The sequence below is a fragment of the Lachnoclostridium sp. An169 genome (assembly GCF_002160525.1).
Lineage (GTDB): Bacteria > Bacillota > Clostridia > Lachnospirales > Lachnospiraceae > Mediterraneibacter > Mediterraneibacter cottocaccae.
Genome location: NZ_NFKT01000009.1, coordinates 23,404 through 49,786, shown reverse-complemented (window position 1 = coordinate 49,786; position 26,383 = coordinate 23,404). Strand labels below are relative to the sequence as shown.

The 26,383-nt window shown below is 51.1% G+C and carries 22 protein-coding genes and 2 pseudogenes; 9 read left to right on the top strand and 15 right to left on the bottom strand.

Features of this window, described 5'->3' with window-relative positions:
• Positions 1–180: 180 nt before the first annotated feature.
• The 8 genes from B5F07_RS08410 to B5F07_RS08375 all read right to left on the bottom strand — a co-directional run bounded on the left by B5F07_RS08410 (position 181) and on the right by B5F07_RS08375 (position 5,596).
• A complete protein-coding gene (locus B5F07_RS08410) occupies positions 181–1,326 on the bottom strand; it encodes a hypothetical protein (protein WP_087160831.1) in 1,146 nt (381 codons plus the stop codon).
• A complete protein-coding gene (locus B5F07_RS08405) occupies positions 1,313–2,023 on the bottom strand; it encodes an ATP-binding cassette domain-containing protein (RefSeq protein WP_087160904.1) in 711 nt (236 codons plus the stop codon). The genes B5F07_RS08410 and B5F07_RS08405 overlap by 14 nt, the downstream gene beginning before the upstream one ends.
• A gap of 6 nt (positions 2,024–2,029) precedes the next feature.
• Positions 2,030–2,266, bottom strand: a complete 237-nt coding sequence (locus B5F07_RS08400) for a hypothetical protein (RefSeq protein WP_087160830.1) — start codon at positions 2,264–2,266, stop codon at positions 2,030–2,032.
• 124 nt (positions 2,267–2,390) lie between these two features.
• Positions 2,391–3,005 (bottom strand): cyclophilin-like fold protein, encoded by a 615-nt coding sequence (locus B5F07_RS22320; protein ID WP_242972471.1) that lies wholly within the window; start codon positions 3,003–3,005, stop codon positions 2,391–2,393.
• Positions 3,006–3,078: 73 nt separating this feature from the next.
• Positions 3,079–3,825 (bottom strand): hypothetical protein, encoded by a 747-nt coding sequence (locus B5F07_RS08390; protein ID WP_140397993.1) that lies wholly within the window; start codon positions 3,823–3,825, stop codon positions 3,079–3,081.
• Positions 3,822–4,541 carry a LytR/AlgR family response regulator transcription factor gene (locus B5F07_RS08385; protein WP_087160828.1) on the bottom strand — a complete coding sequence of 240 codons (720 nt, stop codon included), beginning with the start codon at positions 4,539–4,541 and terminating at the stop codon, positions 3,822–3,824. Before B5F07_RS08385 ends, B5F07_RS08390 begins: the two co-directional genes overlap by 4 nt.
• 41 nt (positions 4,542–4,582) lie before the next feature.
• The gene (locus B5F07_RS08380; protein ID WP_087160827.1) at positions 4,583–5,245 is read right to left on the bottom strand and encodes an SdpI family protein; all 663 of its coding nucleotides are present in this window, start codon (positions 5,243–5,245) and stop codon (positions 4,583–4,585) included.
• Positions 5,246–5,293: 48 nt separating this feature from the next.
• Positions 5,294–5,596 carry a metalloregulator ArsR/SmtB family transcription factor gene (locus B5F07_RS08375; RefSeq protein WP_087160826.1) on the bottom strand — a complete coding sequence of 101 codons (303 nt, stop codon included), beginning with the start codon at positions 5,594–5,596 and terminating at the stop codon, positions 5,294–5,296.
• Positions 5,597–5,852: 256 nt separating this feature from the next.
• On the opposite strand from B5F07_RS08375, the gene B5F07_RS08370 reads away from it, so the two are divergent.
• From B5F07_RS08370 to B5F07_RS08355, 4 genes are all read left to right on the top strand, one after another.
• Complete coding sequence (locus B5F07_RS08370; protein ID WP_087160825.1) at positions 5,853–6,425, top strand: RNA polymerase sigma factor; 573 nt, start codon at positions 5,853–5,855, stop codon at positions 6,423–6,425.
• Positions 6,412–7,179: a hypothetical protein gene (locus B5F07_RS08365; protein ID WP_242972470.1), complete on the top strand. Its 768-nt coding sequence runs from the start codon at positions 6,412–6,414 to the stop codon at positions 7,177–7,179. The genes B5F07_RS08370 and B5F07_RS08365 overlap by 14 nt, the downstream gene beginning before the upstream one ends.
• Before the next feature lie 110 nt (positions 7,180–7,289).
• Entirely contained in the window at positions 7,290–8,177 is an 888-nt protein-coding gene (locus B5F07_RS08360) for an ABC transporter ATP-binding protein (protein ID WP_087160824.1), read from the top strand.
• Positions 8,161–9,384: an ABC transporter permease gene (locus B5F07_RS08355; RefSeq protein ID WP_242972469.1), complete on the top strand. Its 1,224-nt coding sequence runs from the start codon at positions 8,161–8,163 to the stop codon at positions 9,382–9,384. The genes B5F07_RS08360 and B5F07_RS08355 overlap by 17 nt, the downstream gene beginning before the upstream one ends.
• 124 nt (positions 9,385–9,508) lie before the next feature.
• Here the strand turns inward: B5F07_RS08355 and B5F07_RS08350 are convergent, their stop codons facing one another.
• The 5 genes and pseudogenes from B5F07_RS08350 to B5F07_RS08330 all read right to left on the bottom strand — a co-directional run bounded on the left by B5F07_RS08350 (position 9,509) and on the right by B5F07_RS08330 (position 14,207).
• Complete coding sequence (locus B5F07_RS08350) at positions 9,509–10,003, bottom strand: hypothetical protein (RefSeq protein WP_087160822.1); 495 nt, start codon at positions 10,001–10,003, stop codon at positions 9,509–9,511.
• Between the two features lie 103 nt (positions 10,004–10,106).
• Positions 10,107–10,211: pseudogene (locus tag B5F07_RS08345) on the bottom strand (helix-turn-helix domain-containing protein); the annotation flags it as partial.
• Positions 10,212–10,216: 5 nt separating this feature from the next.
• Entirely contained in the window at positions 10,217–12,028 is a 1,812-nt protein-coding gene (locus B5F07_RS08340) for an ABC transporter ATP-binding protein (RefSeq protein ID WP_087160820.1), read from the bottom strand.
• Entirely contained in the window at positions 12,025–13,758 is a 1,734-nt protein-coding gene (locus B5F07_RS08335; protein ID WP_087160819.1) for an ABC transporter ATP-binding protein, read from the bottom strand. The genes B5F07_RS08340 and B5F07_RS08335 overlap by 4 nt, the downstream gene beginning before the upstream one ends.
• Positions 13,755–14,207 (bottom strand): MarR family winged helix-turn-helix transcriptional regulator, encoded by a 453-nt coding sequence (locus B5F07_RS08330; protein WP_087160818.1) that lies wholly within the window; start codon positions 14,205–14,207, stop codon positions 13,755–13,757. Before B5F07_RS08330 ends, B5F07_RS08335 begins: the two co-directional genes overlap by 4 nt.
• A gap of 277 nt (positions 14,208–14,484) precedes the next feature.
• On the opposite strand from B5F07_RS08330, the gene B5F07_RS08325 reads away from it, so the two are divergent.
• The 4 genes from B5F07_RS08325 (at position 14,485) to B5F07_RS08310 (ending at position 16,307) form a co-directional block, all read left to right on the top strand.
• The gene (locus tag B5F07_RS08325; protein ID WP_087160817.1) at positions 14,485–15,033 is read left to right on the top strand and encodes a hypothetical protein; all 549 of its coding nucleotides are present in this window, start codon (positions 14,485–14,487) and stop codon (positions 15,031–15,033) included.
• Positions 15,034–15,038: 5 nt separating this feature from the next.
• Positions 15,039–15,242, top strand: a complete 204-nt coding sequence (locus tag B5F07_RS08320) for a hypothetical protein (protein WP_087160816.1) — start codon at positions 15,039–15,041, stop codon at positions 15,240–15,242.
• 126 nt (positions 15,243–15,368) lie between these two features.
• Positions 15,369–15,878, top strand: coding sequence for a GNAT family N-acetyltransferase (locus tag B5F07_RS08315; protein WP_087160815.1), 510 nt, complete (start codon positions 15,369–15,371; stop codon positions 15,876–15,878).
• Between the two features lie 66 nt (positions 15,879–15,944).
• The gene (locus B5F07_RS08310; protein ID WP_087160814.1) at positions 15,945–16,307 is read left to right on the top strand and encodes an SdpI family protein; all 363 of its coding nucleotides are present in this window, start codon (positions 15,945–15,947) and stop codon (positions 16,305–16,307) included.
• An 81-nt stretch (positions 16,308–16,388) separates the two neighbouring features.
• Here the strand turns inward: B5F07_RS08310 and B5F07_RS23690 are convergent.
• Positions 16,389–16,685 (bottom strand): annotated as a pseudogene (locus tag B5F07_RS23690) (PD-(D/E)XK nuclease domain-containing protein); the annotation flags it as partial.
• 186 nt (positions 16,686–16,871) lie between these two features.
• On the opposite strand from B5F07_RS23690, the gene B5F07_RS08300 reads away from it, so the two are divergent.
• Positions 16,872–17,468 (top strand): helix-turn-helix transcriptional regulator, encoded by a 597-nt coding sequence (locus tag B5F07_RS08300; RefSeq protein ID WP_087160812.1) that lies wholly within the window; start codon positions 16,872–16,874, stop codon positions 17,466–17,468.
• A 5-nt stretch (positions 17,469–17,473) separates the two neighbouring features.
• Here B5F07_RS08300 and B5F07_RS08295 read toward each other — a convergent pair whose 3' ends face one another.
• Entirely contained in the window at positions 17,474–26,233 is an 8,760-nt protein-coding gene (locus B5F07_RS08295) for a ZmpA/ZmpB/ZmpC family metallo-endopeptidase-related protein (protein ID WP_140397992.1), read from the bottom strand.
• Positions 26,234–26,383 lie beyond the last annotated feature (150 nt).

Here is a 26,383-nt window from a genome sequence, read left to right as displayed (position 1 = left end):
ATAAGAGGCTGTGAAGAGCACATCCGTTTTGACAGCATAAAACAAATATCCCCCGTACCGGGTGATATCATGATCTGGTCTCATGCTTTCAAAAACAGATTATCTCTTCATCTTTCCACCTCTCTCCTCATTATCTGCCATGATTCTACCTCACATACGCCGACAAGTCAAGCAGAAAATTCATCGGGTCATCCAGTCAAGAAAGGCGGCGAGCAGGAGCATGATCAGCGGGACGATATATTTCCGTGGGTGGTGCCAAAGATCGCTCTCTGTCTTCCAGCCCCGGATCGGATGTCTCCATTCCAGAATAACCGAGAGAACAGCTCCGGACAGGGCGAACAGTATGACCGTTCCCCCATGGAGCCACATGTTTCCGCCATTGAGGATCTGCCAGCCACATAGATAAATCCCCGAGACAACACCGTTGACCGCAAAAAGAAACAGACAGTATCTTCTTCCAAACCATCGGGACTGTCCGGGAAGGGCGCGGACCGCCCGCTCCAGATCCGGGTCACAGGACAGCAGCGTACACAGCGGCGTATTCAGACAGAGCACCGAAAGACCGAAGGGAAACATATTCATTCCCGGAATCTGGCGAAACAGCAGGGGCAGAAAAACGGCGAACGCACACAGTCCCGCGGTATTGACAAGATAATTTTTGTTTGCCATCAGATATCGTATCAGATAAACAGCTATATTCCCGCGCCCTGATCTTCGCCGGGCTGTTTTCTCCGCCGAGGCGGCATTGTAAAAGTCAAAGGCGTCTGCAGAACGCAGATACACCGCCGCAGCCGCGATGCTCAGCAGCGCCGTCACCAGAACAGGTACAATCCGTCGCGTCAACAGAAGCACTGCCAGAATGCCCGCACTCCAGAGAAGTGGAAGAACAATATGGTATTTCCGCCACATCCTGTATACCGCTGCCGATACAGTACACGCCATACAGCCGCAGAGCAAAGCTGTCAGCATATCCGGGCAGCTCCACTTTGCGACCGCCGAAAACAGCGCCCAGACCGGCAGTGTTTTTGTGATCAGGGCATGCATTCCCAGCACAGTCACATAGAAGAACACAAACCGGCGGTTCTCATAAGGCAGCACAAGCATCCCCTGCACCGTCTCCATATGCCGACGCCCGGCAAGCGTCTGCCACATGGCGGATGCAGCCACAAATACGGATGCCAGCCAGAGGACAGGCGGAGCAATTTCCAACTGTACTTCCATCCCCCGGACCGCTGCGAATACGATTACAGCCACCGCCAGGCTTTTGCTGATGCTTTCATACTTTGCGCCAAAGAGCTGCTTTGAGAGAGCCTTAAACATTTTCATCGCCAGAGAGCACCTCCCGGATATGTCCGGCGGCAATTTCGGCGCCGGTGAAACTCCTGCTGATCCTTCCATGTTCCAGAACAAGAACCCGGTCAGAGGTCAGACAGATGCTTTCCAGGATATGGGAAGAAAACAGAATCGTCCCGTATTCCCGGTAGCCACTCATGAGCTGATATAAAAACTCCGTGCTCTGGAAATCCAGGCCATTGACCGGTTCGTCCAACAGCAGAAGTTTCAAACGCAGGGCAAATGCCGTGATCAGATACGCTTTTTTCCGATTTCCCGTGGACAGCTCCTTCAGAAGAACATCGGTATAATTTTCAAAATGAAAACCTTTCACCAGATAAGAGACATCCGGGAGCGGCACACCGTAGGACGCCGCCGCATACGCAAGATATTCCCGGAATGTAAAATACTGAAAGGATCTGTCTTCTGCAAAGACAACGTAACGGCTGCGCTTGAAGTTTTCCTTCCGGAATGAGAAAGATTGTCCCTCCCATTCAGCACGTTCCAGACAGTACCCCGGCAGGAGCCCTGCCAGAGTTTTGATAAAGGTCGTTTTCCCGGCTCCGTTTAATCCGATCAGGCCGATCACCTCATTTGTGCCCAGCTCCAGGGAAAAATCAGAGAGCACCGGATGGCCGGAGTCATACCAGACATTCAGATTTTTCAGAAAAAGAAGAGAGCTGCCATCCATCATATATCACCTCCGGCTGTCTTTCTCCTGAATATTCTTCTCCTGACTGCTCCTGTCCCTGTTCTGATCGTCTCTGCTTTGATCGTCTCTGCCTTTTTTCCAGAGAGAATGTGCTGAAAGCAGCATGGCAGCGCTGAGAAAAACGTACAGCAGTGCAAACGGGATATTCAGCGTGATAATGCTGAAAACCAGACATACAAGAAACACAATGCCGAGTGTCAGACGGGTATAAAAATGACGCATAGTAAAATCCTCCTTGCTGTTGAATATTGGATGGTTCTTTCTATGCGTCAATCTTACATCATATCAGGTCTGTCTGCGGAGCTGTCCGCAAACTGCAGGATTTTGACTGCGAACAGTTCTGTATTTATTCGTCAACGGAAAACGTCACCGTTACATCACCGTCTCCAAGCGCAGTCTCCCAGCCGGTCAGATCGTCAATTCTTCCCAGCCTTGTATAACTCCAGGAATTCGAGCCGTAAAACATAACAATCTGATTGCCCTGATACAGCACGATATCTCCTGCCTGTGTTGTTGTCTGCCTGTTGCTTGTGGGAAGGTTCGTCCCCAGAGATCCCACTTTTTCGAAACCGGAATAATCACTCATCTGAATGGTGACAGGATTCTCTTCCATCATCTCTACCAGAGCGTCCACGGCTCCATTGCTTTCCAATGTGGCGGTAAAACGGCTGCCGCCAACCTCCACAATCATTTTTCCGTCCATATTCTCTTCCTCCACAGTATCATCCTCTGCAGCATTATCTTCTGCAGTATTATCTTTGGCAGTAATATTCTCTGCGTTCCCATTTTCTGTCTGCTGCGCCTTCTCTGTTTCATCAGCAGCTGTGGCGGATCCAGCCGGAGCTGCGTCCGGAACAGAATCCTGATTACGCTCCATCTGTCCGCCGCCTGCACAGCCTGACAGTCCGACAGTAACAGCACACACAATACCAAGCATCTTAAGAATATGTTTTTCCATCATGCAGCCCTGCCTTTTCGATACTTCCTACATACTTTCTTTCAGAATCTCTTTCACTTCATCCCGGTCAAGGACTTTATATCCGCCCTGCCTGTTCCTCCCGCAGTCTGGAAATTTCCTCTTCCATAGCTCTCTGCCGTTCCATATGCGCCATCATAACAGCAAACATCAGGATCAGGTCAAGAAAGATCCATGTCATCAGTTCATCATCAGAGAACCGGATAACCGTCTGTTCCGACAGGGATACCAGACCCAGGAGACTGAAGGCAGTGACCATTGCCGCAGGGCGCATAAGACCGTTCTCCCCCGTCGCTCTGTCTCCGACCTCATCCCGGTTCTTTCGAAGCGTATGCCGGAAAGCCACAGCATACGTGATCATGACAAGACGGACGAGCAAAAGCGCTGCGTAGTACTCCATGCAGTCTGACCGGAGAAAACGTGGTGAACCAAAAAGAACACCCAACCATGCTGAAATAAGGAAATCCCACAGCGCAATGCCGAGTTCATAGAAAAATGCAAAGAACAGGAGCATCCGAAGACCTGCTGCCTGTCCGTTTTTCTGCCGCAGGCAGCAGAGAATCAGGCAGATCAGCGCTGCCTCCAGCGCACTGCCTGCAGCAGGCGCAGCTCCCAGTACCACAGGGATCGTAACAATCAGCCCTGCTGCCACCCCCGCCTGTTTGCCCGCTTTTCCTGGGTAAGTATGAATTCCCCTGCTTCCGGCATAAACCCGGTCAGTCAGGATCGCCGTGAACATGAGTCCCAGTATGACCCGTATTTCGTTTGTCAGAAAATATGCTATAACTTCTACCCATCCCATCATATGCGGCTCCCCCAGAAACGGTTGATCTGCTCCCGGACTTCCTGCACATGTGACCGGCTGATGGGAAGCTCCTCGCCATTTTTCAGTACCGCCATACCTCCGCTGATCCGCATGACATGGATCAGATTGACTATACAACCCCTGTCGATGAAAATGAATTCTGTATTATCCAGTTCTTCATAGACCTTCTGAAGACTTTTTCTGACCTTTGACACACCTCTTTCTGTAATAAAACAGGAATTTTTCCCATCGCGTACTATATAACAGATATCCCGGTACGGGATCCTCTCCATCCGGTTTCCCGTCTGAATCAGGTACTCTTTCCCGCTCTCCAGGCTGATCAGCCGGGCAGCCTCCGCCACCGCAGGCGCAAGCCGCGTCTCCAGTTCATTTTTTGGGACGTATCGGAAGATGGACAGTTCAAAAGCGTCGATGGCATACTCCAAATGAGATGTCGTAAAGATTATCCGCACGTTCGGAAGATACCTCCTGATCTTCTCTGCCATCTCCATCCCGCTTAATTCCGGCATCTCGATATCCAAAAGGAGCAGATCGTAAAAGTAACCATCGTCTGCAATGTCAGAAAGCAGGTTCCGGCTCTGTGTATAAATGGTGATCTCAAAACTGCAGCCGCATTTCTGCAGTGTTTCACGCGCGATTTTCTCACAGGCAAGGGCTGCCCCTTTTTCATCGTCACATACCGCTGTCTTTATCATGTCTGTTTTCCCCAATACAATAAACTTTCTTTGCAGCTTTTTTACCTATCCTCTTTCGCTGCCAGATAAGTATACCATACGTCAACCACAATCAGCACGCATAATATTCCCAGGGAAACTGCCAGACATGCATCGTCCTCCGCCAGAAAGCATGCGATAATCATGCAGATTCCGCCAACAATGAACGAAATTCCCCCGAAGCGCTGGCATTTCTTCCATACAGTCTCGTTTTTCATACTCCATTTCGTCCGCAGCCCTGCCACCGAGTTCATCCGCAGCTTCGGCATCACATTTCCCAGGACAATCATTCCTGCACCGAAAACAGTAAACAGGATCTGACTGTTCCCGAACGGCACGTCCCCCAGATCTTCCACCTGATTAAAATCCGTATAGAGGAAAAAGCAGGTCATTACATCAAAGACGGCAAGGCTCGCAAGTCCTGCAATCACCGTCACCTTCTCGTTATTTTTCCCATCTTCCTCATTCTTTCCCGCAGCCTGCGCCACAACAAGCATGACTGCGCCGAAGATAATCGTTACCACCGGGAATATCAGTGTCTCGAATTTACTTCCCCATCGGGTCACTGTTCCGTCAGCACCGTAATGCGCCGGAATCTGCTCCGGCAGAAACGGCAGCGCAATAAGCACAAGCACCAATGGCAGAAACATAAGAATAATATAGTAAACTGCTTTTCTGTTTTTCATGTCAGATCTCCTCCCTGTTTCCATCACTTTTTAAGTTTCTTTCCTGTTTCAGCTTCGGGCTTTCTCCGGCAGATTTTCCTCACTCCCCTGTTCTTCCCGCAGTTTTGTAATCCACATGATTGTCTCATCCAGAATCGAAAGATTAAGCTCATAGTAAATAAAATTCTTGTAGCGGGTCTCATAGATCAGATCCGCTTTTTTGAGCTTTGCCAGATGATAGGATAAAGCCTGGGGCGTCATATTCAGGGCATGGGCAAGATCTCCGGAGCTGATCCTTCCTTCTTTCAACTTCATCAGAATATTCCGCCGGGTTTCATCCGCAAGCGCAGCGAGCACCTCATGTACAGCCATTGACATCACTTCCTTATCTTTATTTTCTTAATCTTCATCAGCTTTACAAATATTATCGGACACTATCCGTCTCTGGATCTGCCACCAGGTATTTCAAATTTTCTTTAAACAGATTATAGGAAAACAAAGCACCAATGTCAACAGGTATTTAAAAATATTTTTAAACAGTTTTCGCTATCCTTTTCTTCTGTCCGAAAGTTATACATAATAGAAGGGTAAAACGTTTTGAACTTCATTACCGGGAAAGGGGATTGCTGTGGAGACTGATTTTCTGCTGATCCGAAAAATGAAAAAAGGCGACGACAGTGCTTTTGAAATCTTTGTCCGCAGATACTACGAAGACATTCTTCGATACTGTATGTATCACTGCGGGGATTCCGGTTACGCCGAAGACCTGACCCAGGAGACTTTCGTGCGCTTTTTCGCCGGGCTCCCCCGATACCGTCATATAGGAAAGGTCTTAAACTACCTGTACACCATCGCCGGGAATCTCTGCCGGGATTATCATAAGAAGACCCGTGATATTCCGACAGATCCGGCGGACGGCTTATTTCTCTCCGAAGGAGCCGGATTTTCATCCGGGGACAGCTTTCCCTCTTCCGGAGACAGCATAACCGACCGTCTGCTCATCCGCCAGGCTCTTGAACAGCTTCCCGATGAGCTCTTTGAAGTGACCGATATGTATTATTTCCGGGAAATGAAAGTGTCGGAAATCGCCTCTGCCCTTCATATCGGACTGCCCCTTGCAAAATACCGTCTGCGCCATGCCAGACAGGAACTCAAAAAACTTCTCACCCGAAAGGAGGATACAAAAAATGATGCGGACTGATATCTCGAAAATGCTTGAACAGTACAAACAGGATACCACTGCCATTCCGCAGGAAGAAAAGATCTGCGAGACCATCTCGGCGTCAAAGGACCGTTTTTTTAAGGAAGAGGAACATACCGTCCTCTCCCGGCGTTCATTCCTGTATATCCAGTTCCGGCTGATCCGTAAGCGCTGGTGGCTCCTGCAGGGTATGATACTGCTTCTGCTCTGGATGCTTATTCCTCTGGCAGATCAGAGCCGATATATATACCGGAGCATGGGGGTGGCGTCATCCCTGTTCGTCATCCTGCTCATCCCGGAGCTGTGGAAGAACCGGACCAACCAGTGCATGGAAGTAGAGTCCGCCGCCTACTATTCTCTTCGGCAGATCTATGCGGCGCGGATGCTCCTCTTCGGGATCGCGGATACAGCGCTTCTCACCGTATTCTGCACGGCGGCGGCACTCTCACTGGAAATCTCACTGACCCGCCTGCTGACACAGTTTCTGTTTCCCATGACGGTCACTGCCTGCATCTGCTTCGGGACCCTCTGCAGCAGACGGATGTTCAGCGAGGAGTTCTCCGTTGGCATGTGTATCATCTGGTGCGCAGTATGGTGGTTTATCATCCTGGATGAGCGGATCTACACAGTTCTTACCACTCCTGTATGGATCGGGCTTTTCGCAGGGGCGGCGGCATTTCTCATCTATGCCGTCCGCCGCTCGGTCCGGCAGTGTTCTTCCGTCTGGGAAGGAATCGCCGGATACCAAATTTAAAGAATCGCATGATATGAAATATAAAAGCATTTAAAACACCCGCTCAACGACAAATTCAATGACAACTATAGAGGTAACAGATAATACAACGACAACTATGGAGGTAACGGATGGAACTGAAAATAATGAATCTGACAAAACAATTCGCCGATCTCACTGCAGTGGACCACATCAGCCTCACCATGACAGAAGGCGTATATGGTCTGCTCGGTGTGAACGGTGCAGGAAAAACGACGCTCATGCGGATGCTCTGCACGCTGCTCACGCCCACAGAGGGGAAGATCACCTTCAATGGAAAAGATATCTTCCTCATGGATGGGGACTACCGTAAAATACTGGGATACCTGCCTCAGGAGTTCGGGTTTTACCCTGAATTTACCGTAAATGATTACCTGCTCTACATTGCCTCTCTCAAGGGCATCCGTCCGGCAGTAGCCAAAAAGCGGGTTCGGGAACTGACGGTAAAGACCGGACTTTCAAAGGTATCCGGCAGAAAGATGAAGAAACTCTCCGGGGGAATGAAGCGCCGTGCCGGCATCGCCCAGGCCATGCTGAACAACCCGAAGATCCTCATTCTGGATGAGCCCACCGCCGGTCTGGACCCGAACGAGCGCATCCGCTTCCGCAACCTGATCAGCGAGCTCTCTGAGGACCGTCTGGTGCTCCTCTCCACCCACATCGTATCGGACGTGGAATATATAGCGAACGATATACTTTTAATGAAAGACGGAGGGATTCTCCACCGCGGAACCGCTGCAGACCTGATCCAATCCATGCCGGAAACAGTATGGAGGTGCTTCGTGGAGAAATCAAAAGTCTCCTCCTTCATGAAAAAATACAAAGTATCCAACATCCGCTCCGAGCCTTACGGGGCTCAGCTTCGGATTATTTCCGGGGAAAAGCCTCTCCCTGACGCTGTCGAAGAAGAGGCCTCTCTGGAAGATGTATTTCTCTATTATTTTGGTGAAAAGGCTGGTGAAAATGATGCTGCTATTTGAAATCAAAAAAGTTCTCTCCAAACCGGTAAATAAGATCGCCCTCCTCATCCTTGCCATTACGCTTGCCGTGGTCAGCTATTTTGCTGTCATCAGTGTTTCCTATACGGATGAAAACGGCAGTTCATTCAGCGGTCCCGCAGCAGCAGTCCGTCTGCGCGAAGAGAAAAATAAATGGGCGGGCCGTGTAACCGAAGATGTGTTAAAAAAAGTCCTGCAGGAGAACAGCCGGATCAATCAGTCTCCGGAATACCTCTCCACTGACGTGACCCAGAATAACATCGCCTATTCCGAAAAACAGGGCTTCTCAGACATCCGCGAGATGATCAACTTTGCTTTTTCCGACTTTCAGGAGTATGACTACTACCGGGCAGACAAGGTCAGTGAATCCGAGGTCGGAAAGCTCTATGAAAACCGGATAGAAAGCCTGAAGACCTGGCTTTCATCGAATGGTATCAGCGAGCGCTGGTCACAGGCGGAGAAAGACTACCTGATCCGGCAGTTTGATGCGCTGGACACGCCTTTATACTATGAATATTCCGACGGGTGGCGCTCCCTTCTTGAGTATGCGCCCACTCTGATCATGTTCACCGTGCTGATCGCCGGTTTTCTCGTATCCGGCATCTTTCCCGGAGAATTCACGCTGAAGGCAGATTCCATCTATTTCTCCTGCCGTTTCGGGAGAGACCGTGCGGTCCGCGCCAAGATCGGCGCCGGATTCGTGATCGTATCCGCAGTTTACTGGATCATGATTCTCGGCTACTCCCTGGTCGTCCTGCTCTCTCTGGGTGCAGGCGGCGGCGGATGCGCCATCCAGGCGGGCAGGGGCTGGAAAAGCTTTTACAACATTACCTGTTTCCAGGAATATCTGCTGACCATCTTCGGCGGATATGTAGGAATCCTGTTTGTACTGGGACTTGCCATGCTCATCTCCGCCAAGACCCGCTCCGCTGTATTTGCCGTGACGATCCCTTTTATCATCCTGTTCGTGCCCTCCATCCTCACAAGTATGAATATTCTCACCGGGGTTCTGGGTTTCTTTCCCGACCAGCTTCTGCAGATTCCCTCTGCGGTAAGCAGTTATAACCTGTTGGAAATCGGCGTTTTTGTCACAGGAGCCGTGCCTGTTCTCTTTGTCCTGTATCTGATCCTGTATGGAGCGCTGCTCCCGGTCACATACCGGCTGTACCGGAAAAGCGAACTGCGGTAAACCTGTACAGTCGCTGAATGGATTATAAAAGATAAGGCTGCCCATGAAAGAATCATGTCCCGGATGGGATCATATATCCTGTCATGCGGCAGCCCTGTAAAAGGATTGTCTTGAGTTTAATATTCTATGCAATCTTACTTTTTAAATTGTCTACTTCCTTTTTCAGATCAAGAACCATCTGTAAAAGCAAAGCTGAATTTTCATTTTCAAGGTTCTTAATGCGATAATATTGTTCCAGTTCTTTATAATTCGCTTGCAACCTGTCTAATCGTTTTTCTAAAAAGCCCTGCACACGATCCAGTTCTTCCAAAACCGTATTCTCAACTTCCCGGATCGTTACCTGCATTTCATCAAAACGCTGATCCACTCCGTCAAGACGTCCGTCTATTCCGTCCAGACGCTGATCCACTCCGTCAAGACGTCCGTCTATTCCGTCCAGACGCTGATCTACTCCGTCAAGACGTCCGTCTATTCCGTCCAGACGCTGATCTACTCTGTCAAGACGTCCGTCTATTCCGTCCAGACGCTGATCTACTCCACCTAACTGTGTTTCCAGAGGTTTTAATCTTTCATCCAGAACTTTTGATATAGCCAGTATATCTTCCCGAGTCAATGCCATTCTTTTCCCTCCCTTCGTACAATCTTTATACAATCCTCTCCTTTGGTATCCTTACTTTATCACCTTTGCACTCCCATGTCCAATAAAAATAATATAAATAAAATTAATTATCTGTATTTTCCTCCCGATATTCCAGTATATCCCCCGGCTGACAGTGCAGTTCCCGACATATGGCGTCAAGGGTGGAAAACCGGATTGCCTTCACACGCATAATCACGCAAACTGGCTGTTATACAGTTCCGCATAAGCCCCTTTCGCACCAAGCAGTTCCCGGTGGTTTCCCTTCTCTATAATGTCTCCGTTCTGCATGACAAGAATCAGGTCGGCATCGACAATCGTAGATAACCGGTGGGCGATCACGAAGCTGGTGCGCCCGCTCATCAGCGCTTTCATCGCCTTTCCGATCTCCATCTCCGTCCTTGTATCCACGCTTGACGTAGCTTCATCGAGGATCAGAATGGGCGGGTCGCACAGGAATACCCGGGCAATGGTCAGTAGCTGCCTCTGCCCTGCGGAAATATTTTCCGCATCGCCGCTGAGCACGGTATCATACCCTTTTGGCAGCGTCCGGATAAAGAAATCCGCTCTGGCCGCCTTTGCAGCCGCAACAATCTCCTCCCTGGATGCATCCGGACGCCCGTATGCGATATTCTCCGCCACTGTTCCCTCGAAAAGCCAGGTATCCTGCAGGACCATTCCGAAATTTCTCCGCAGTCCTTCGTAGGACATCTTCCCCGTATCCACGCCGTCCAGACAGATCGTACCGCCGTTTACCTCGTAGAAACGCATCAGCAGGTTGATCAGCGTGGTCTTTCCGGCTCCCGTGCTTCCCACTACCGCAATCTTCTCGCCCGGCCGGGCCTGGAAGCTGATATCCTTCATCAGCATCTTATCCGGCGTATAACCGAAACGCACATGCCGGAATTCCACGCTTCCATCTGCCTGGCTGACCACACTGGGCTGTTCCGGATCTCTGCGGATCTCCTTTTCATCGAGAAGTTCAAAGATCCGTTCCACCGATGCAATGGACGACTGCAGGGAATTGATCATATAGGCAGCTTCCGTCAACGGCTCCGACGCCTGATACACATACTGGAAAAATGCCTGAAACACACCCACCGTCAGCACACCGTCCAACAGCAGTTTTCCTGCCATCACCGCGATTACCGCCTGTCCCAGACGATTCACAAGACGGATAAACGGGTTTACCGCATTCATCATAAAATCCGCTTTCCGGGAAGCCTCCGCCAGTTCTTCCACCGCTTCACGCATATCCCGGGTACTGGTTTCCTCCAGATTAAACGCCCTGATCACCGTGCGCCCGCTGTATGATTCCTCCACCTGTCCGGTGACACGGCTGACCGCCTGCTGCCTTAACATGGCGTAGCGCAGCGTCTTTGCCGCAAAAAGTTTTGTGGACAGAAGAGCCAGCACCGTAAAGAGCAGAAATGCAAACGTCAGTCCCACATGGAACCGGAACATCATGATCAGGGAACCGACCACCATCCCCACTGCGGTAAACAGTTTCAAAAGCCCGGTCTGCATCACCTCGGACATCTTATCCAGGTCATTGGTGACACGGCTTAAAATCTCGCCCGTTCTGTGATTGTCGTAGTAGGACAGCGGGAGGCGGTCCAGTTTCCGGCTGATCTGTGTCCGCAGTTCCAGGCTCAGACGTTCCGCAAAGCTTGCCATAAGGAAACTCTGAAATGTATAGAAAATCCCCGTCGCCGTATAGATCGCAAAAAGAATCAGGATCTCTCTGCCCCCGTGTTCCCACGTCACCTGAAACGGGCTCTCCCCTGAAACCGCCTCCCGGATTTCCCTCCAGAGAAGGTCCACGATGCCAGCACTGTAGACCGGAGCCGCCACAGAAAGTATGGTGTAGAATATCACACTGATAAAAACAATAATCAGACGGATTCTCTGTCTTCCCATGGTATTCCACAGCCGGGCCACCGTTTTCAGGGCATTGTCCGGCACTGCATACTCCATTTCATCACCGATCACCGTATTTTCACTCATACTTTTCCGCCTCCCTTCATCTGTGAATCCGCAATTTCCCGGTAAACCGGGCAGGTTTTCATCAGTTCCTCATGTTTTCCGATGCCCGCGATCCGTCCCTCGTCCAGAACAATGATCTGGTCCGCATCCAGGATCGTGCTGATCCTCTGGGCGATAATCAGCACCGCCGCATCCTTTACCTCTTTTTTCAGTGCCTTTCTCAGAGCCGCGTCGGTCTTAAAGTCCAGGGCAGAAAAACTGTCATCAAAGATGTACAGATCCGCCTTCTTCATCAGCGCTCTGGCAATCGAGAGCCTCTGCTTCTGCCCGCCGGAGAAATTCGTCCCTCCCTGCGCCACATGGGCGTCCAGGGAATTTGAAAGACTGCCCACAAAATCCGCCTGGGCGACGGCAAGGGTATGCCGCATCTCCTCCTCAGAAGCTTCGCCGTTCCCGTGGTGAAGATTGTCAGCGATTGTCCCGGAGAACATCCATGCTTTCTGCGGCACGTAGGAAATGTGCTCCCTCAGTTCATGCTGGCTGATATCCCGCACATCGCATCCATCCACCCGCACGGTGCCCTCCGTTACGTCGTGGAGCCGCAGGAGAAGCTTTGCGATCGTGGATTTTCCGCTCCCCGTTCCGCCGATCACCGCCGTCGTCTCCCCGCGCCTGCACACAAAATTCAGATCTGTCAGGGCATTTTCATCCGCATCCGGGAAACGGAAAGTAACATGTTCAAAGCAGGCCGCATCCGCTGCGCTCCTATCCGTTTTCTCCTGCATCTTCACCGTTCCATCCTGAATCTCCGGCTCTTTTTCCAGCACTTCCTCGATTCTGCCGATGCAGACTTTCGCCCGGGGAAGAAGGATAATCACCATCTGAGCCATGATAATATAAAAGAGAATCAGGATCGAGTACTCCGTCAGTGCCGTAATATCGCCGATCTCCATGAAGCCTGCTCCGATCCGGTTTCCGCCAAGCCAAAGGATCGCCACGATACAGATGTTGATCACGAAAAACGCCGTGCTCTCCAGTCCCGCAAACAGAAGATTGGCGCTCACCGACGTCACCGCGTATTCTTCAAAGGATTTTCGCATCCTGCGCTCCTCGTCATGTTCTTTGTTAAATGCCCGGATCACACGGACTCCCGTAAGATTTTCCCGGAGTACCACGTTCATCCGGTCCAGAAGCTTCTGCAGCCTGCCGAAGATCGACGACGCCTTTCTCGTCACAAGAACGGCAAGCACGATAATCAGAACAGTAACACCGATCAGAAGGAATCCCATCACCCGGTCAATGGCGAATGCCATACCAATCCCCATGACACAGACTGCCGGAACCGGAAGAACCATCTGGATACACCACACAACAGACTGCTGAATGATATTGATATCATTTAATGTCCGGGTAATCATGGAACCGGTGCCGAACTGTTCAAAATCATGGGAAGAGAACGTCAGCGACTTCTCATAGACGGCATTTCTCATGTCCCGCCCGATCTTTGCCGACAGATCCGAGCACAGCCAGCTTCCGAGAAGCGCCCCCGCTCCCGCCAGCAGCGTCACGATAAGCATGGCAATGCCTTTTTGGATAATATATTCCAGGCTGCCGTTCTCCACACCGATATTGATCATATCCGCCGTCAGCCTCGGAACCACCAGCCCGCCCGCCACATCAAGGATCATGGCGAAAATGGTAAATATACAGAGTATCCGGTACGGTTTTAAAAACCGCAGTATCGTTTTCATGTCAGCTCCTCCAACATCTTTTTTACTCTTCTTTGAAAGTTCTTCACATATTTCCGCGAAAGCAGAATAAACATCGTTCTTTCTTCCGCCGTCATTTCCAGAAATGCTCCGTTTTCCACGTCCAGGATCGGACGGATCTTCTCCTCGACAAATGCTTTTCCCATGGCCGTCAGACAGATATGCTTATCCCGCCCGGTACTCTCTTCCAGATAAATAAACCCGTCCTTCTCCAACCTGCGCACGGAAGAGTTCACTGTCTGTTTGCTGATGTAGGCCTCCCGGCAGACATCTCTCTGAAGACATCCGTCCCCCTGTACACAGACCGTGTAGAGCACGGCAAGGGCACTGTCCGATATTCCCAGCTTCAGCGCAATATCGTGATAAAGCTCATCCAGCTCTTTATATAGACGGTTAAATTCCTGCACTTCTGATTCCTGATGCGCATCCATGATTCTTCCTCCTTAGTCCGATTTCGTACTTTTCTATAATAGTCCGATATCGTACTATTGTCAACATAACTTTGAAAACTTTTTGAAAATATAATGCAGACCGGTACACTTCATAAAAATCACATAAAAACCGGAAAAACCGTATTATATCCGAAAAACAGCACAGTATATTATAAAATATACTTTTATATTATTTTATATTGACTTATTCAAATTTCCGTGTTATGCTTCAAATATATTAAACAGTGTTAAAAGGTATTGTTTGGAGGTATGACATATGAGCCAGTTACTAACAAAATCAATAAAACTCTCAAGAGAAGACGCCATCTCACTGAATGAGATCGTCAGAAAAGATCCCCGGATCGAAAGGGGATTAAGCGAAGCACTCCGTATCTGTTATGAGGACGCGGCGATGAATATTCCCCAGTGGAAAACCGTTCTGGAAGAAGCAGAACATCTGGACTATTCCGGTGACAGCGCGGATGCATCAAGGGAATCCTCCACCATCTCGTTTCTGATCGGCGAGGATGTCTTTTCCCGGGTCCTCGCAAGTGTCAGAGAGCAGCTCGGATATGCGCGCCCGAGAGGGACATTTATCACCCGGCTGTGCATCAAGGCCGCAAGGTGTAAGCTCATCCGGGAGGCTTCTTCCTCTGCCGCTTCGGATAATCCTCCGCAGGACATTCCGCGCTCGGACAATTCGGCTGCAAACCGCATAATCCCGGGGCTTTCACTGGAGGAATTCAAAGACCTGGATGACACGGATGAAAAGCTGAATGCTATTTATAAAAAACTTCTTGAACTGCAGACTATTTTAACGAGGTGACTGATATGACAGATTTTCACGCACTTTATAAAGACGTACCCGGCAGACTGGAAAAGCTCCCGAAAGGCTATTTCCGCTTTTCCGATCTCTGCGACAATCCTCCCGCCGGACTGGGACGGATCTTCCGGAACGACGTGGCGGCAGGCAGATTTTCCGGTGTCCGCAGGGTGGATGCAGACTGCCGTTCCGTAGTATACGAAAAATATTAACCGCTTCATTTCTTTCCGTAATTTTAATCCGAAAGCTGCTCCTCTTTTCGCACCGGTGTGATATAATGTTTCTATCGAACCGGAAAATGAGATATACCGGAAAGCATTTGGCGAGGAATAATATTTATGATAATCAGAAAAGAGACTGAAAAAGACTATGAAGAAGTATACCGCCTGATAAAAGAAGCGTTCGCCACGGCGGAACATGCGGACGGCAATGAACAGGACCTTGTCGCCGCCCTGCGAAAGGGAGAATCATTTATCCCGGAGCTGTCTCTGGTTGCAGAGAAAGACGGCTGCCTGGCAGGACATATTTTATTTACCCGCGCACTGGTCGGTACAGACGAAGTGCTGGTTCTTGCCCCTCTGTCCGTAAAACCTGAATACCAGCGACAGGGAATCGGAAGTGCGCTGATCGCGGAGGGTCACAGAATCGCCGGAGAAATGGGATTCGAGTATGCTCTCGTCCTTGGAAGTGAACTCTATTACCCGCGGTTCGGATACGTTCCTGCAGAGCAGCTCGGAGTTGAAGTACCTGACGGCATGCCGTCTGCCAACTTTATGGCTGTCCGTCTCAGGGATGATGCCCGTCCCCTGCACGGAGCCGTCACCTATGCGGAAGAATTCGGAATATAACCCGACTTGGCAGGAATATGGATCGGATTTGCCTGATATCAGATAATTAATAGGAGGAATTCTGACATGTATGCACTCTTAATATTAAACTTCATCTGCCCTTTTGTTATGGTTCTGGTCGGATGGCTGCTAAAGAAGCACCCCGCCTCAGATATGGATAAAAGCAGCGGGTATAATACCCCTGCTGCAAGGAGATCCAGAGAACGGTGGGATTACGCCCAGAAGACTGCACCGGACATTTTTATCTCTCTGGGAAAATATGCTTTCCTGGCGGAGATCATCGCGAATCTGATTTTTCTTATTATGCGGTGTGATCCCCTGCTTTCTGTGGCGGTCGGCGAGTGTATCGGGATCATATTTGTCATTGCAGGATTCTTTTACACAGATTCCAGAATCAAGGGCAAATTTGGAGACACCGGAGAGTTATGATGAAAGGCAGGGAGAGGAAGGGCGGTATTTCAGTTGCCCTTCTCTTATCCTGCCTTTTTCATGAATCGTTAAAATATCCTGTCAATCTGCTGTTTCATGTACAATACGGCATTCTTTTTTCCAACAGGCGATTCCATACAGATGAACAGTCTCTATCCCATTCTGTTTTAATTCATCCGCATATCGTTTTTCTCGGATCTGCTGCAGGGCTCTGTGGCACGCTTTGTCATATGACTGATTTTCTGCATATTTTACTTCAATCACACACCCAGTCTTTTCCTCCGGGATTTCAATCAGGATATCACTGTAACCATCTCCGGACTCTGCATTAGATCTGACAATCCAGTCGGGCTGATTTCCAAGGATCCCCAATAATACGCCATGATAAAATTATAGTAAAATCCTTCCGTGCGGATTTCTGCAAAATTTTCAATTCCAAATCGAAAAAACAGCAAAGCAACCGCCGGTTGCGCAATAGTTGGTAGCGCGCAACCGGCTTTCTGCGTTATAATCCTGGTGAAAGATGATACATCCGCACACGGACCAGGAAAGGAGGTGCCTCATATGGCACTGGGAGATAACATCCGCGAAAGACGCACACAGTTGAAAATGTCTCAGGAATATGTGGCCGGGCAGCTCGGGATCAGCCGGCAGGCGGTAGCAAAATGGGAGGCGGGAAAAAGCGAACCTTCCGCTGCAAATCTTGCAGAGCTTGCCGCCCTCTTTGAAATGAGCATCGGGGAACTTACCGATCCCGAAAAATACACGCGGGAACAGGAAGCACAGCAGAAGAAATTAAAAGAAGCACAGAGGAATTCGAAAATGCATGTCGGCCGGGCAGCTTCATACATTTTTCTCAACGCCGGATGGGACGGCTATTCATCCGGACTGTACAGCGACCTCCCCTGTTACTGGCTTGCATTTATCGGAATCGGTCTTGTACTGCTTTTCTGCACTTCCTTGGACATGTATAAAAAACAGAAGATGGAAAAACTGCAGGCTGTTCTCGGTGCAGCCACACTGTTTTCCATCTTCTTTCTCCCGGGACTGATCCCTGCGGGATCAACCGGATTCAGATATTTTCTCTCCGATCTCGCCACCGCAGCGTGCCTGATCGCACTGAATCTGAAGTACTGGCGCCACATCTGGCGATCAAAGTAAAACTTTTATTTTCTCAGCACCGGGGTGCCTCCTGCGGGGACCCCGGCAAAATCCCAGACCTCCCCGCTCCATCCCAGGTCATCGGTATAGAAGGCTTTCTCTCCTGCCCTGATGTCTGAAACAGACAGTATTCTTGTCTCATTTCCTGCATTCCTGCTGCTCCGGCTGTCCGAACTCTCCAGCTCATAGACATTGCTGCTCCCGCCGAGCACATCCCACCCGGCAATCCGGTTTGCATTAACACCGGTGCTTAAGCTTACGGAATTTTCAATGGTCACGCTGCCATTGGCAGGCCCTCCGATGATTCCTCCGTTTCCCGTCGCGTCCGGGGCGGCGATCTCCACCTTCACATAGCAGTTCCGGATCGTTCCTCCGCCCATCCATCCGGTGATACCGCCTGCCCTGGCGCCCATCTGGTGGCGGATCTTCCCTTCGATTCTCCCCGTTACAAAACAGTCTTCGATCAGGTTTCCGTCGAACTGTCCTGCCACTCCGCCGATGGTATTGTCCGCTGTGAGGGAAATATTCTCGATAGCGATCCGTTTCACCGTGCTGCCTGTAATCACTCCGGCAAGTCCGCCGGCCTGATTGGCGTTATTATTGATTACCAGATCTCTGACTGTCACATTTTCCACCGCCGTGTTTTTTATCTCCCCGGCAAGGGCTCCCTTCTGCTGATCCAGCACAAGGCTGCTTCCTTCGATGGTCAGATTTTTCACTTCTGCGCCGTTCATCTTTTCAAACAGCCCCGCATCCAGCCCGGTGATCGTATACCCGTTTCCGTCCAGCGTTCCCGCAAATGTTCCCGCCACCGCATAGGGTCCGGAACCGCCATCAAATATCCCGGTAAAATCCAGATTGTCTTCCAGAATATATTTCTTTTTCAGGGAAACGGCAGAATCCCCGATGGCGAGAAATTCTTCCGCCGTAGTAATCCGCCTGTCCCCCGTCGTCACGGTCATATCGCCGTACTCATAGTATCCTTCCGTCTTTGTCTTAATAAGCGGAAGTGTAAGATCCGCATTTTCCACCGTCACATTTCCGGCAGTCACTTTCTTTGACTTCACTGCCAGCATTGCCTCGGCAGACGCCCCGTAGGACGGTTCGAAAATCGTCAGGTTCTTCACCTGGGCATACTGCAGATCTCCGAACAGCGGGTAGGACATGCCGGTCATCCGATACCCTTTTCCATCCAGGATTCCGATGAATCTTCCGGGAATATAGCTTCCGTTTTCCGCTTTCACTCCCGTAAAATCAATGTCATTGTGCAGTTCATAGTACCCGTATGGGTTCTCTTTTGCCAGCCGGATCAGCTCTTCCGCCGATGTCACCGGAACAGCCGCCGGACTGCTGTAGATTCCTCCGTCGCTGAAATCTCCGGTCACCCTCTTAATCATACCGTAGAGCATCCGTTTCGTCTCCACACTCTGATCCGCGTTTCCATTTCCCGCATCCGCCTCAAATGCCGCCCTGAACTGTGCAATTACCGTATCCTTGTCAAAATACGGGATCCGGTCAAGTTTCTGTTCCACATCCGCGTAACGCCCCAGTTTGTAAGACCTCCAGGTAATGGAATCGTCCTTTGTAATCTTCCGAAGCGCATCCAGGTCATTTTCCGAAAGAGCAGAAATATAGATCATATACCCTTCCTCATAACCGCCAAGCCCGAGCATCTCCTGTCCAAGTCTCTTGAAGGAATGTGTATCCGGCGATCCCGCATCGTTGTGGGACTGATACCAGTTCATGCTGTAGAAGGACTCAAAGCCGTAACTTCCGTCTGTTGCCGTCCCCACCTGCTCCGGAAATGTTTTTCCAGTCCGGACAGAGATCTTATTATCCCAGAGGTCAGCCATATCGGTAAGCTGCATTCCACGGATCTCATCGGCCGTCATTCTCCTGTATGTCGTCGTCATGGATGCCGTTCCCGCCGCCGTATGCTCTGCTTTCACAGCCACCGCGGCCTGCTGTTCCGGCGTCAGGGAAAGAAGTGCCTGTGCCGCCAGATAGTCAAGCACATATCCGGTCTCGAACATCTCCCGGTAGAAGCTGTGTACTTTCTTTGCTGAATCAATTCTTTCATAGCTGAAATTACCGGTCATCTCCACGCCGATATCGTTGATTTTGGAAATGTTGAACACCATACATCCGTCCCGCATCTCCTGGGCGATATTGCCGTCCGCATGCGCCTCGCCTCCGGTTCCTTCTCTTCTTCCCGCACCTCCGTAGAAATATCTGCCGTCCTGATTGTGGGCGGTCTCATGGCTGAAGGTAAAGAAAGAATAGTCGCTGGTGCCAAGCGCCGCATCCCACATCCAGATCACATTCGTACCGTCTGCTACCGCTGCGCTTCCGTTCAGGGCGTTCAGCATGTCAACTGCCTCATAGACCCATTTCATGACCGGATCTCTGGTGACGCCTTTTTCCTGCATTCCTGCGTCTGCAGCTTCACTCTGCGGGAAAGAGAGTCTCGTATCATACTGAATATTTACGAAACTGTTAAGCTGTTGTGCGGCATTGCTGATCCACTGTGACGACACGCCATAGAAGATTCCCATCTTTTCCGCATATACAGACATAATCTCATACATTCTCTCCCGCTCATTTCCGTCCTTGTTCAGGTAGGTCTCATAGCGGTTCATGCTCCCCAGGATGATCTGGGACGGCACCGAGACGAGATACATATCTTCCTGGGGCGCTGTCAGGATCGGCAGAACGATATTCTTTCTCCGGTCCTCAAGTCCTTTCAGGTTATCCCAGATCCGGTAACGGATCTTTCCGGTATCGGTGAAGGATGGCTCCTCTTTCAGGACTCCTCCGAAGCCTTTCCGGAACCATTCATTCGGGTCGTCATACCCGGCAATCCGCTCCGAGAGTTCTTCCAGGAAATCCATGATTTCCTGACCGGTATAGTCTTTGAGTACATTATTGTAAAAGGTTACCGTCTGTCCGGTGTCTCTCTGTGCCTGCGGCGCCGCAAACAGCTGATCCGTCAGATTCGCGGCCGTCATGTCCCCGGCGAGAAGTTCCCCGCTGAAAAACATCAGACTGCTCAAATCCACCCCGCTGTAATCAATCCGGTACCATTTGTCGTAATAGTTGTATGCATAGAGCAGCTTCTTCAGCCTCTCCTCATCTTTTATACGCTCTTCTGCCAGTGCGCGCACGGCCTCCGAGCCGGAGTAAAACGGATAGTCCGCCTGGGAAACTGCCAGATTCCTGATAATCTCCTGCAGCCTGGCGCTTACATTTTCACTGTAATAGTCAGCGTACAGTCTGCTCTCATCCTCCGGCGTCAGCGCGGCAAGGTCCGTCCGGTAATCCAGTCCCGCTGCCCTTTCTGCAATCTCCCGGAGCATTTCACTGTCCGTCTCCACTGCAAAACGATGGAACTGGTAAGGCAGCTCACTTCCTTCTATTCCGTACACTGCGGCAACTCCGCCCAAAAACTTCCGATAAGCCACACCATACTCCTTCACAGCCTCGTCGCTGAAGACAACCCGGATCTTTTTCACCTGCCCGGGCGCACTCTTTTCTATGCCGGCTACCAGGGCCCCGTTCTCATCCAGAGGCAGAACGTACTGTACGGTTCCCGCTGCCAGCGGATCCGTATCGGAGATCATGTTTCCGTACTCGATCCACATCTGTGAATCGGAAAAAGGCATCAGTCTCGCCATATTGGCATAGATCTTCTCCCGCTCCGCACGGTACCCGGCTTTTCTGCGCAGGGCACTGTAATCCGGAATATTATATTTGTTTTCATCTACCGGGGCATTCTTCAGATTCGGTCTCTTTCCATGATCCGCAAGGTCAAGATCCCAGATATCCCCGTCAAATCCCAGTATCTCCTCATAAAAACCGCTTTCATAAATCCGGTCCGTCTCCTTCACATTATCCCGGCTGTTGTCTGTAATACTGGTTACACTCTCCGAGCCGGAATACTCGTATACTTCCTTCACGCCGTCAAGAACGTCAAATCCCGCGATCCGGTATCCGGCCCCGCTGCTCATGCTCAGCGTGTACTCAATGGACGGGCTGCCCGTATTCGGACCTCCGATAATACCTCCGTTTCCTTTCCGTGCAGGAGCGATGATCTGCGCCTGCGTATAGCACCGACTGATGGTTCCCCCGCCGTGCCATCCCACTGCGCCTCCCACTCTCGCCCCGAGGGACGGATGGTCGTAGGTACCCTGCACTTTTCCCGTCACATAACAGTTCTCGATCAGGGCGCCGGATTCCGTCCTTCCGACTAATCCGCCGACCGCCACCAGCCCCTTGACAGACACATCCGACGCGGCACTCTCACGGATCGTGGAATTCAACAGTTTTCCTGCAAATGTACCGAGTTCATCCACACTGTTCGACACTGTGGAATCTATGATAAACACCCGATCCACGACCGTCCGGTTCTGGATCACATTCGCAAGGATCCCGCTCCTCTGCGCCGTAATCTGCGCGTTTTCAATTACAAGATCGTGAATATGCGCTCCGCTTAACGTCGCAAATATGGAGGTGGGAAGATTCCGGATCCGGTATCCGTTTCCGTCAAGTTCCCCCGTAAATGTCCCTGCCACTGCCGCCGCGCTGTCAGACAGCCCGGAAGCATCCAGATCCTCACTGAGTTCAAACTTTCCTTTCGGGTTATCCGCCATCTGCCGGAAGAGATCTTCCGCACTTTTGATCAGCGGATACTCTCCCTGTCCGTCCCGGTAAGCCACAGGGAATGCATACTCCTGAGATCGGGTGCCGTCCTCCCCGTAGAGCACCATATTTTCCTGGTCAAGTACCGCGTAAACCCTGCCGCTGTCCGCTCCGGCGTTACTGTTTCGCCCGGCGCTGCCATCTGCGCGGCTGCCGTTCTCCCGGCGGAATTCGCGGATACCTGCATAGAAATCGGGCAGGTTCTTCATCCTGATTACCGCATAATAATTCTCCGGGTCATCCGGAAGTCCGCCGGTGACATCGAGAACCTCAATCTTTGTCCTGTTTCCCGCACCGCCTGAATAATACAGTTCTGTCTCTGTCACATCTTTCAGTTCCAGGGCATCCCTTGACGCTGCAAGATCGGAAGAATAAAGCAGGATATCGCGGTATACATTGGACTGGTCATCCAGAACATTGCTGTCCCGGTCATAGTCCGCTGTCACTTTCACAGTATAATCTTCCTTTACCGTAAGTGCCGCCGAAAGTTCGTTTTCCCCTGCAGATATGTCTTCCGTAAGAAGAACTCTCCCGTCTTTTTCCGCGAGCTCCGCCCGGGCATTCTCCACTGCACCGTCCCGGTCTGTCAGTTCGATCCGGATCTTCAGCCTGTCATCCGCAGTCTTCTCCCACGTGAGGTTTCTCACTTCCGGAACCTCTTTGAGCACTTCGAAACGAACCGCCGGTTTTCCTCCTGCATCTCCCGGGTTTGCGCTGCCTGTCTTTCCTGTCTCCAGCTCTTTTCCGTTTTCCAGACTCACGCGCTCCAGGACAATTTCCTTTATTCCTGCATTTTTTCCACCTTCCACGGTAAATTCATAAAGATTTTCCCCCGCTTCTGCAAGATTGTACACCGCTTCTCCCACCTGCACGGATTCCACCGCAAGAGAGGTAGCCGTGCGGGCATGGAAGCGGATTCGCACCGCACTTCCCGGCTCAAAATAGATCTGCTCCGTTCCATCTTCCCCCAGAGTCGTAAGATCGGAGATCTGAAGTCCGTAATCCCGCACCACATAGACCGGGCGCTCCAGTATCCGGTCCTCAGATATGCTTATACTTCCGTCCTCCGACCGGTTCCAGTCCGCCATCACCTGAAAATCATACTCCGTCTGCTCCGCCACGGAAAACAGGATTTCCTGATCCCCGGCGGCAGCAATCGTTTCTTCTTCCAGCACAATCCCGTCCGATTTTCTCACCAGCCTTGCCTTTCCTTCACGGAACGCCTGATCCGCATCGTCTATGGCAAACTGAAATTTCACCTGTCCTTTCTCAAGAATATCTTCTGTGACAAACCCGGAAACCTCCGGCGCAGATTTGAGTACCTCGATTTCCGGATTGTTCTCCTGTGCCAAAACTGCAGCCTCTGTGCCATCCGCAAATACAATCCGGGAGAGAACAAACTCCGTCTTTCCCGCTGTTTCCGGCGCATCTGCCGTCACCTTCCACTCCCCGTTTCCGGCATCTTCCGCCGCAAACTCCCGGTTGTTTACTATCAGGGCACGGATCTCTGCGTCCACATTGTCCAGAATCTCATAGATAATCCCTGTTTTCCCGCCTTTTTCCACATAATAGTTCTCGCTTCTGCCGCCTGCGATAATCGCCCGGGGCAGGGCGCGGATACTCAGTTCTGCCAGTACTTTCCGGGATTCCAGACCGGTTCCGTCATAGGACACATCGCAGTCCCCGAGGATCTGGACCGTATAGGATGAAGTCAGGCCCGTGTCCGTCAGCCGGACTGCCCGGTCAAAGGCACCGGATGACGCATATTCTGCCGCACCGGCACCGGCTTCACCCTCCATGCCCTCCCTTGTCAGGTCATCTGCACCAAAATCCAGTTCTCCTGCCGTGTTTCCCTCCGCGTTCCGGATCACAATCTTGTGCCCGGATAAAGCGCTGTCAGGATCATAGAGCCGGAACGAGACGCGAATTTCTCCTTTTTCCGCCTCCTCAAAAGCTGCCAGACCTGTAATGGCGGGCATCTCCTTCTGTATGGACACAAACACTACATTATCCGAATCAGGAGTAAAGACTTTTCCGTTTTCCAGGACAACTTCCTCCACTGCAATCTTCTTTTCTCCCGCCTCCGGGAATCCGTCTGCAGTGACCAGGTAGCCCGTCTCCGTCTGTTCCGCCCGGTATTCTTTCCCGTTTATCTTCACCCGTTCCACAGAAAATCCGGTGGCATTCGTGCTCTCAAATGTAAGAAGAATCGGTTCATTTTTCCCGAACTTCTGCGTCGGAGTACCATCCTGTGCCGCTGATGCAAGCCCCCCGAAAGTAAACCTGTAATCCAGGTTCAGCTGTATCTCTTTCACAAGGGACAGGCTTCCCGTATGATCCCCGGGGGGCTCAAGTTTCCCGGACGCCCGGTCATATCCGGCATTGATATGCAGCGTATAGGCGGTATCTTCCTCCAGATCGAGAATAAACTCGTTGTATCCTCCGGACAGTTCTTCCGTCTGCACCAGCACCCGGCTGTCCCCGGCATCCTCTCCGCCCCGGAACACTTCCATCACCGCAGATGTTAATGCGCCGTCCTCATCCGCCAGACGAAATGTAACCTTCATCTGTGCCGAATCCGTCAGTTCTTCTGCCTGAAATTCTTCCACGGACGGAGCGGATCTGAGCACCTCAATTTTCTCCCGGTAATCCGTCTTTACGCTCTGACCGCTGTCAAGCAGAATCTCTGAGATCCCGTATTCCCGGATTCCGGCGGTGTCTCCCGCTTCGACACGGACCGTATAGACAGAGCCAGTCTCCTGTTCTGTCTCATATTCCACACCGTCAAGCACTACGCGCTCAACCGCAGCTCCGTGAGAAACCTCAGCATGAAATTTCAGTTCCGCTATTTCTCCTTTTTCATAGAAAAATTTCTCCGTAACCGACGAAAGCTCCGCCTGATAATCCAGTGTTTTTTCAACCCTGTGAATCAGAATCGACAGGTCAGTAACACTCAGCTCACCGTCATAGCTCATGTCTGCGTACATTTCCATCTTCTCCGGTAGGAGCTCCAGGCCGACCAGATGCTTCTCAAGAATCTCCACATCAGTATAATCAACCACTCCGTCTCCATTCAGATCCCCTCTGCCCGGGAATGCGTAGACGCTCCCTGCAAGAAGTACACCGGCAGTTCCGCATATGACAAGTCCGGTAAGAATCTTTGTCCCTCTTCCACGGGGCAGCTCCTTCTTTTTCCTGATATACAGAACAGATCCCCCAGCCAGCACCGCTGCCAGGGCAGCACCCGTAAACAGGAAGAGACCGTGATCTGCATCTCCTGTCCGGACAGCGCCGCCGTCTTCTGCTTTCTCCGGCTCTTCCGCGCCGCTTCCGGTGTCTTCCGGTGTCTCCGGTGTTTCCGGCTCCTCCGGCAATTCCGGCTTCTCCGGCGATTCCGGCTCTTCCGGCGATTCCGGTTCCACGCCGCCGTCTTCCTCATCTCCCGGCTCCTCCGCGCCGCTTCCGTTGTCCTCCGGTGTCTCCGGTTCTTCCGGCGATTCCGGTTCCTCCGGTGTCTCCGGTGTCTCCGGTTCTTCCGGCGATTCCGGTTCTTCCGGTCCGGTATCTCCGCCGTCCGCCGCTGCAATCGACTGTATTTTCTCAGAGATATCCTCCGGCCAGATATCCTCTTTTCCCTCGGACAGGGAGATATCTTTCACCGCAATATATGTCTCCCTCGCCGGAATCTGCTCGTCCGCCTGCATTTTTACACGGAATATCGCTTCATCCGCCCTGCTTCCAGCCTTTTTAATCAGGACAAAACGCCCGCTTTCCGGATTATAAAAAAGCTTTTCCCAGGAATTCAGCGTCTCAAAATCCTGCTCCCCGATTTCCCGGAAAACATCCCTGTCATACTCCAGTGTTCCCATAACTGCATTGACGCCCTTATCAAGATCGCCGTATCCCGTAAGGGCTGCCGTCAGCCCGATTTCATCTCCGTCCCGGACGAATGCGTCGCTGAGGGCAATCTCCAGCCCCCTGTCATCCGCCGTCACGACTTTCATTCCGACTAATAAGAGTCCACATACAGTAATCAATGCTGCCAGAGAGGCTCTTACTCTTTTCATTCTTTGTTTCAGTCCTTTCAGTTTTTTTATTTTCCGACCAGACTGATTGTAACGGCTGTATGCCGGACAGGACAATATGAGATTACTGGAAAAAAGGCAGGGGCTTCCTCTTTTGCCGCAGCAGCATATCCCCCGGCTTTTCTTCCGTCT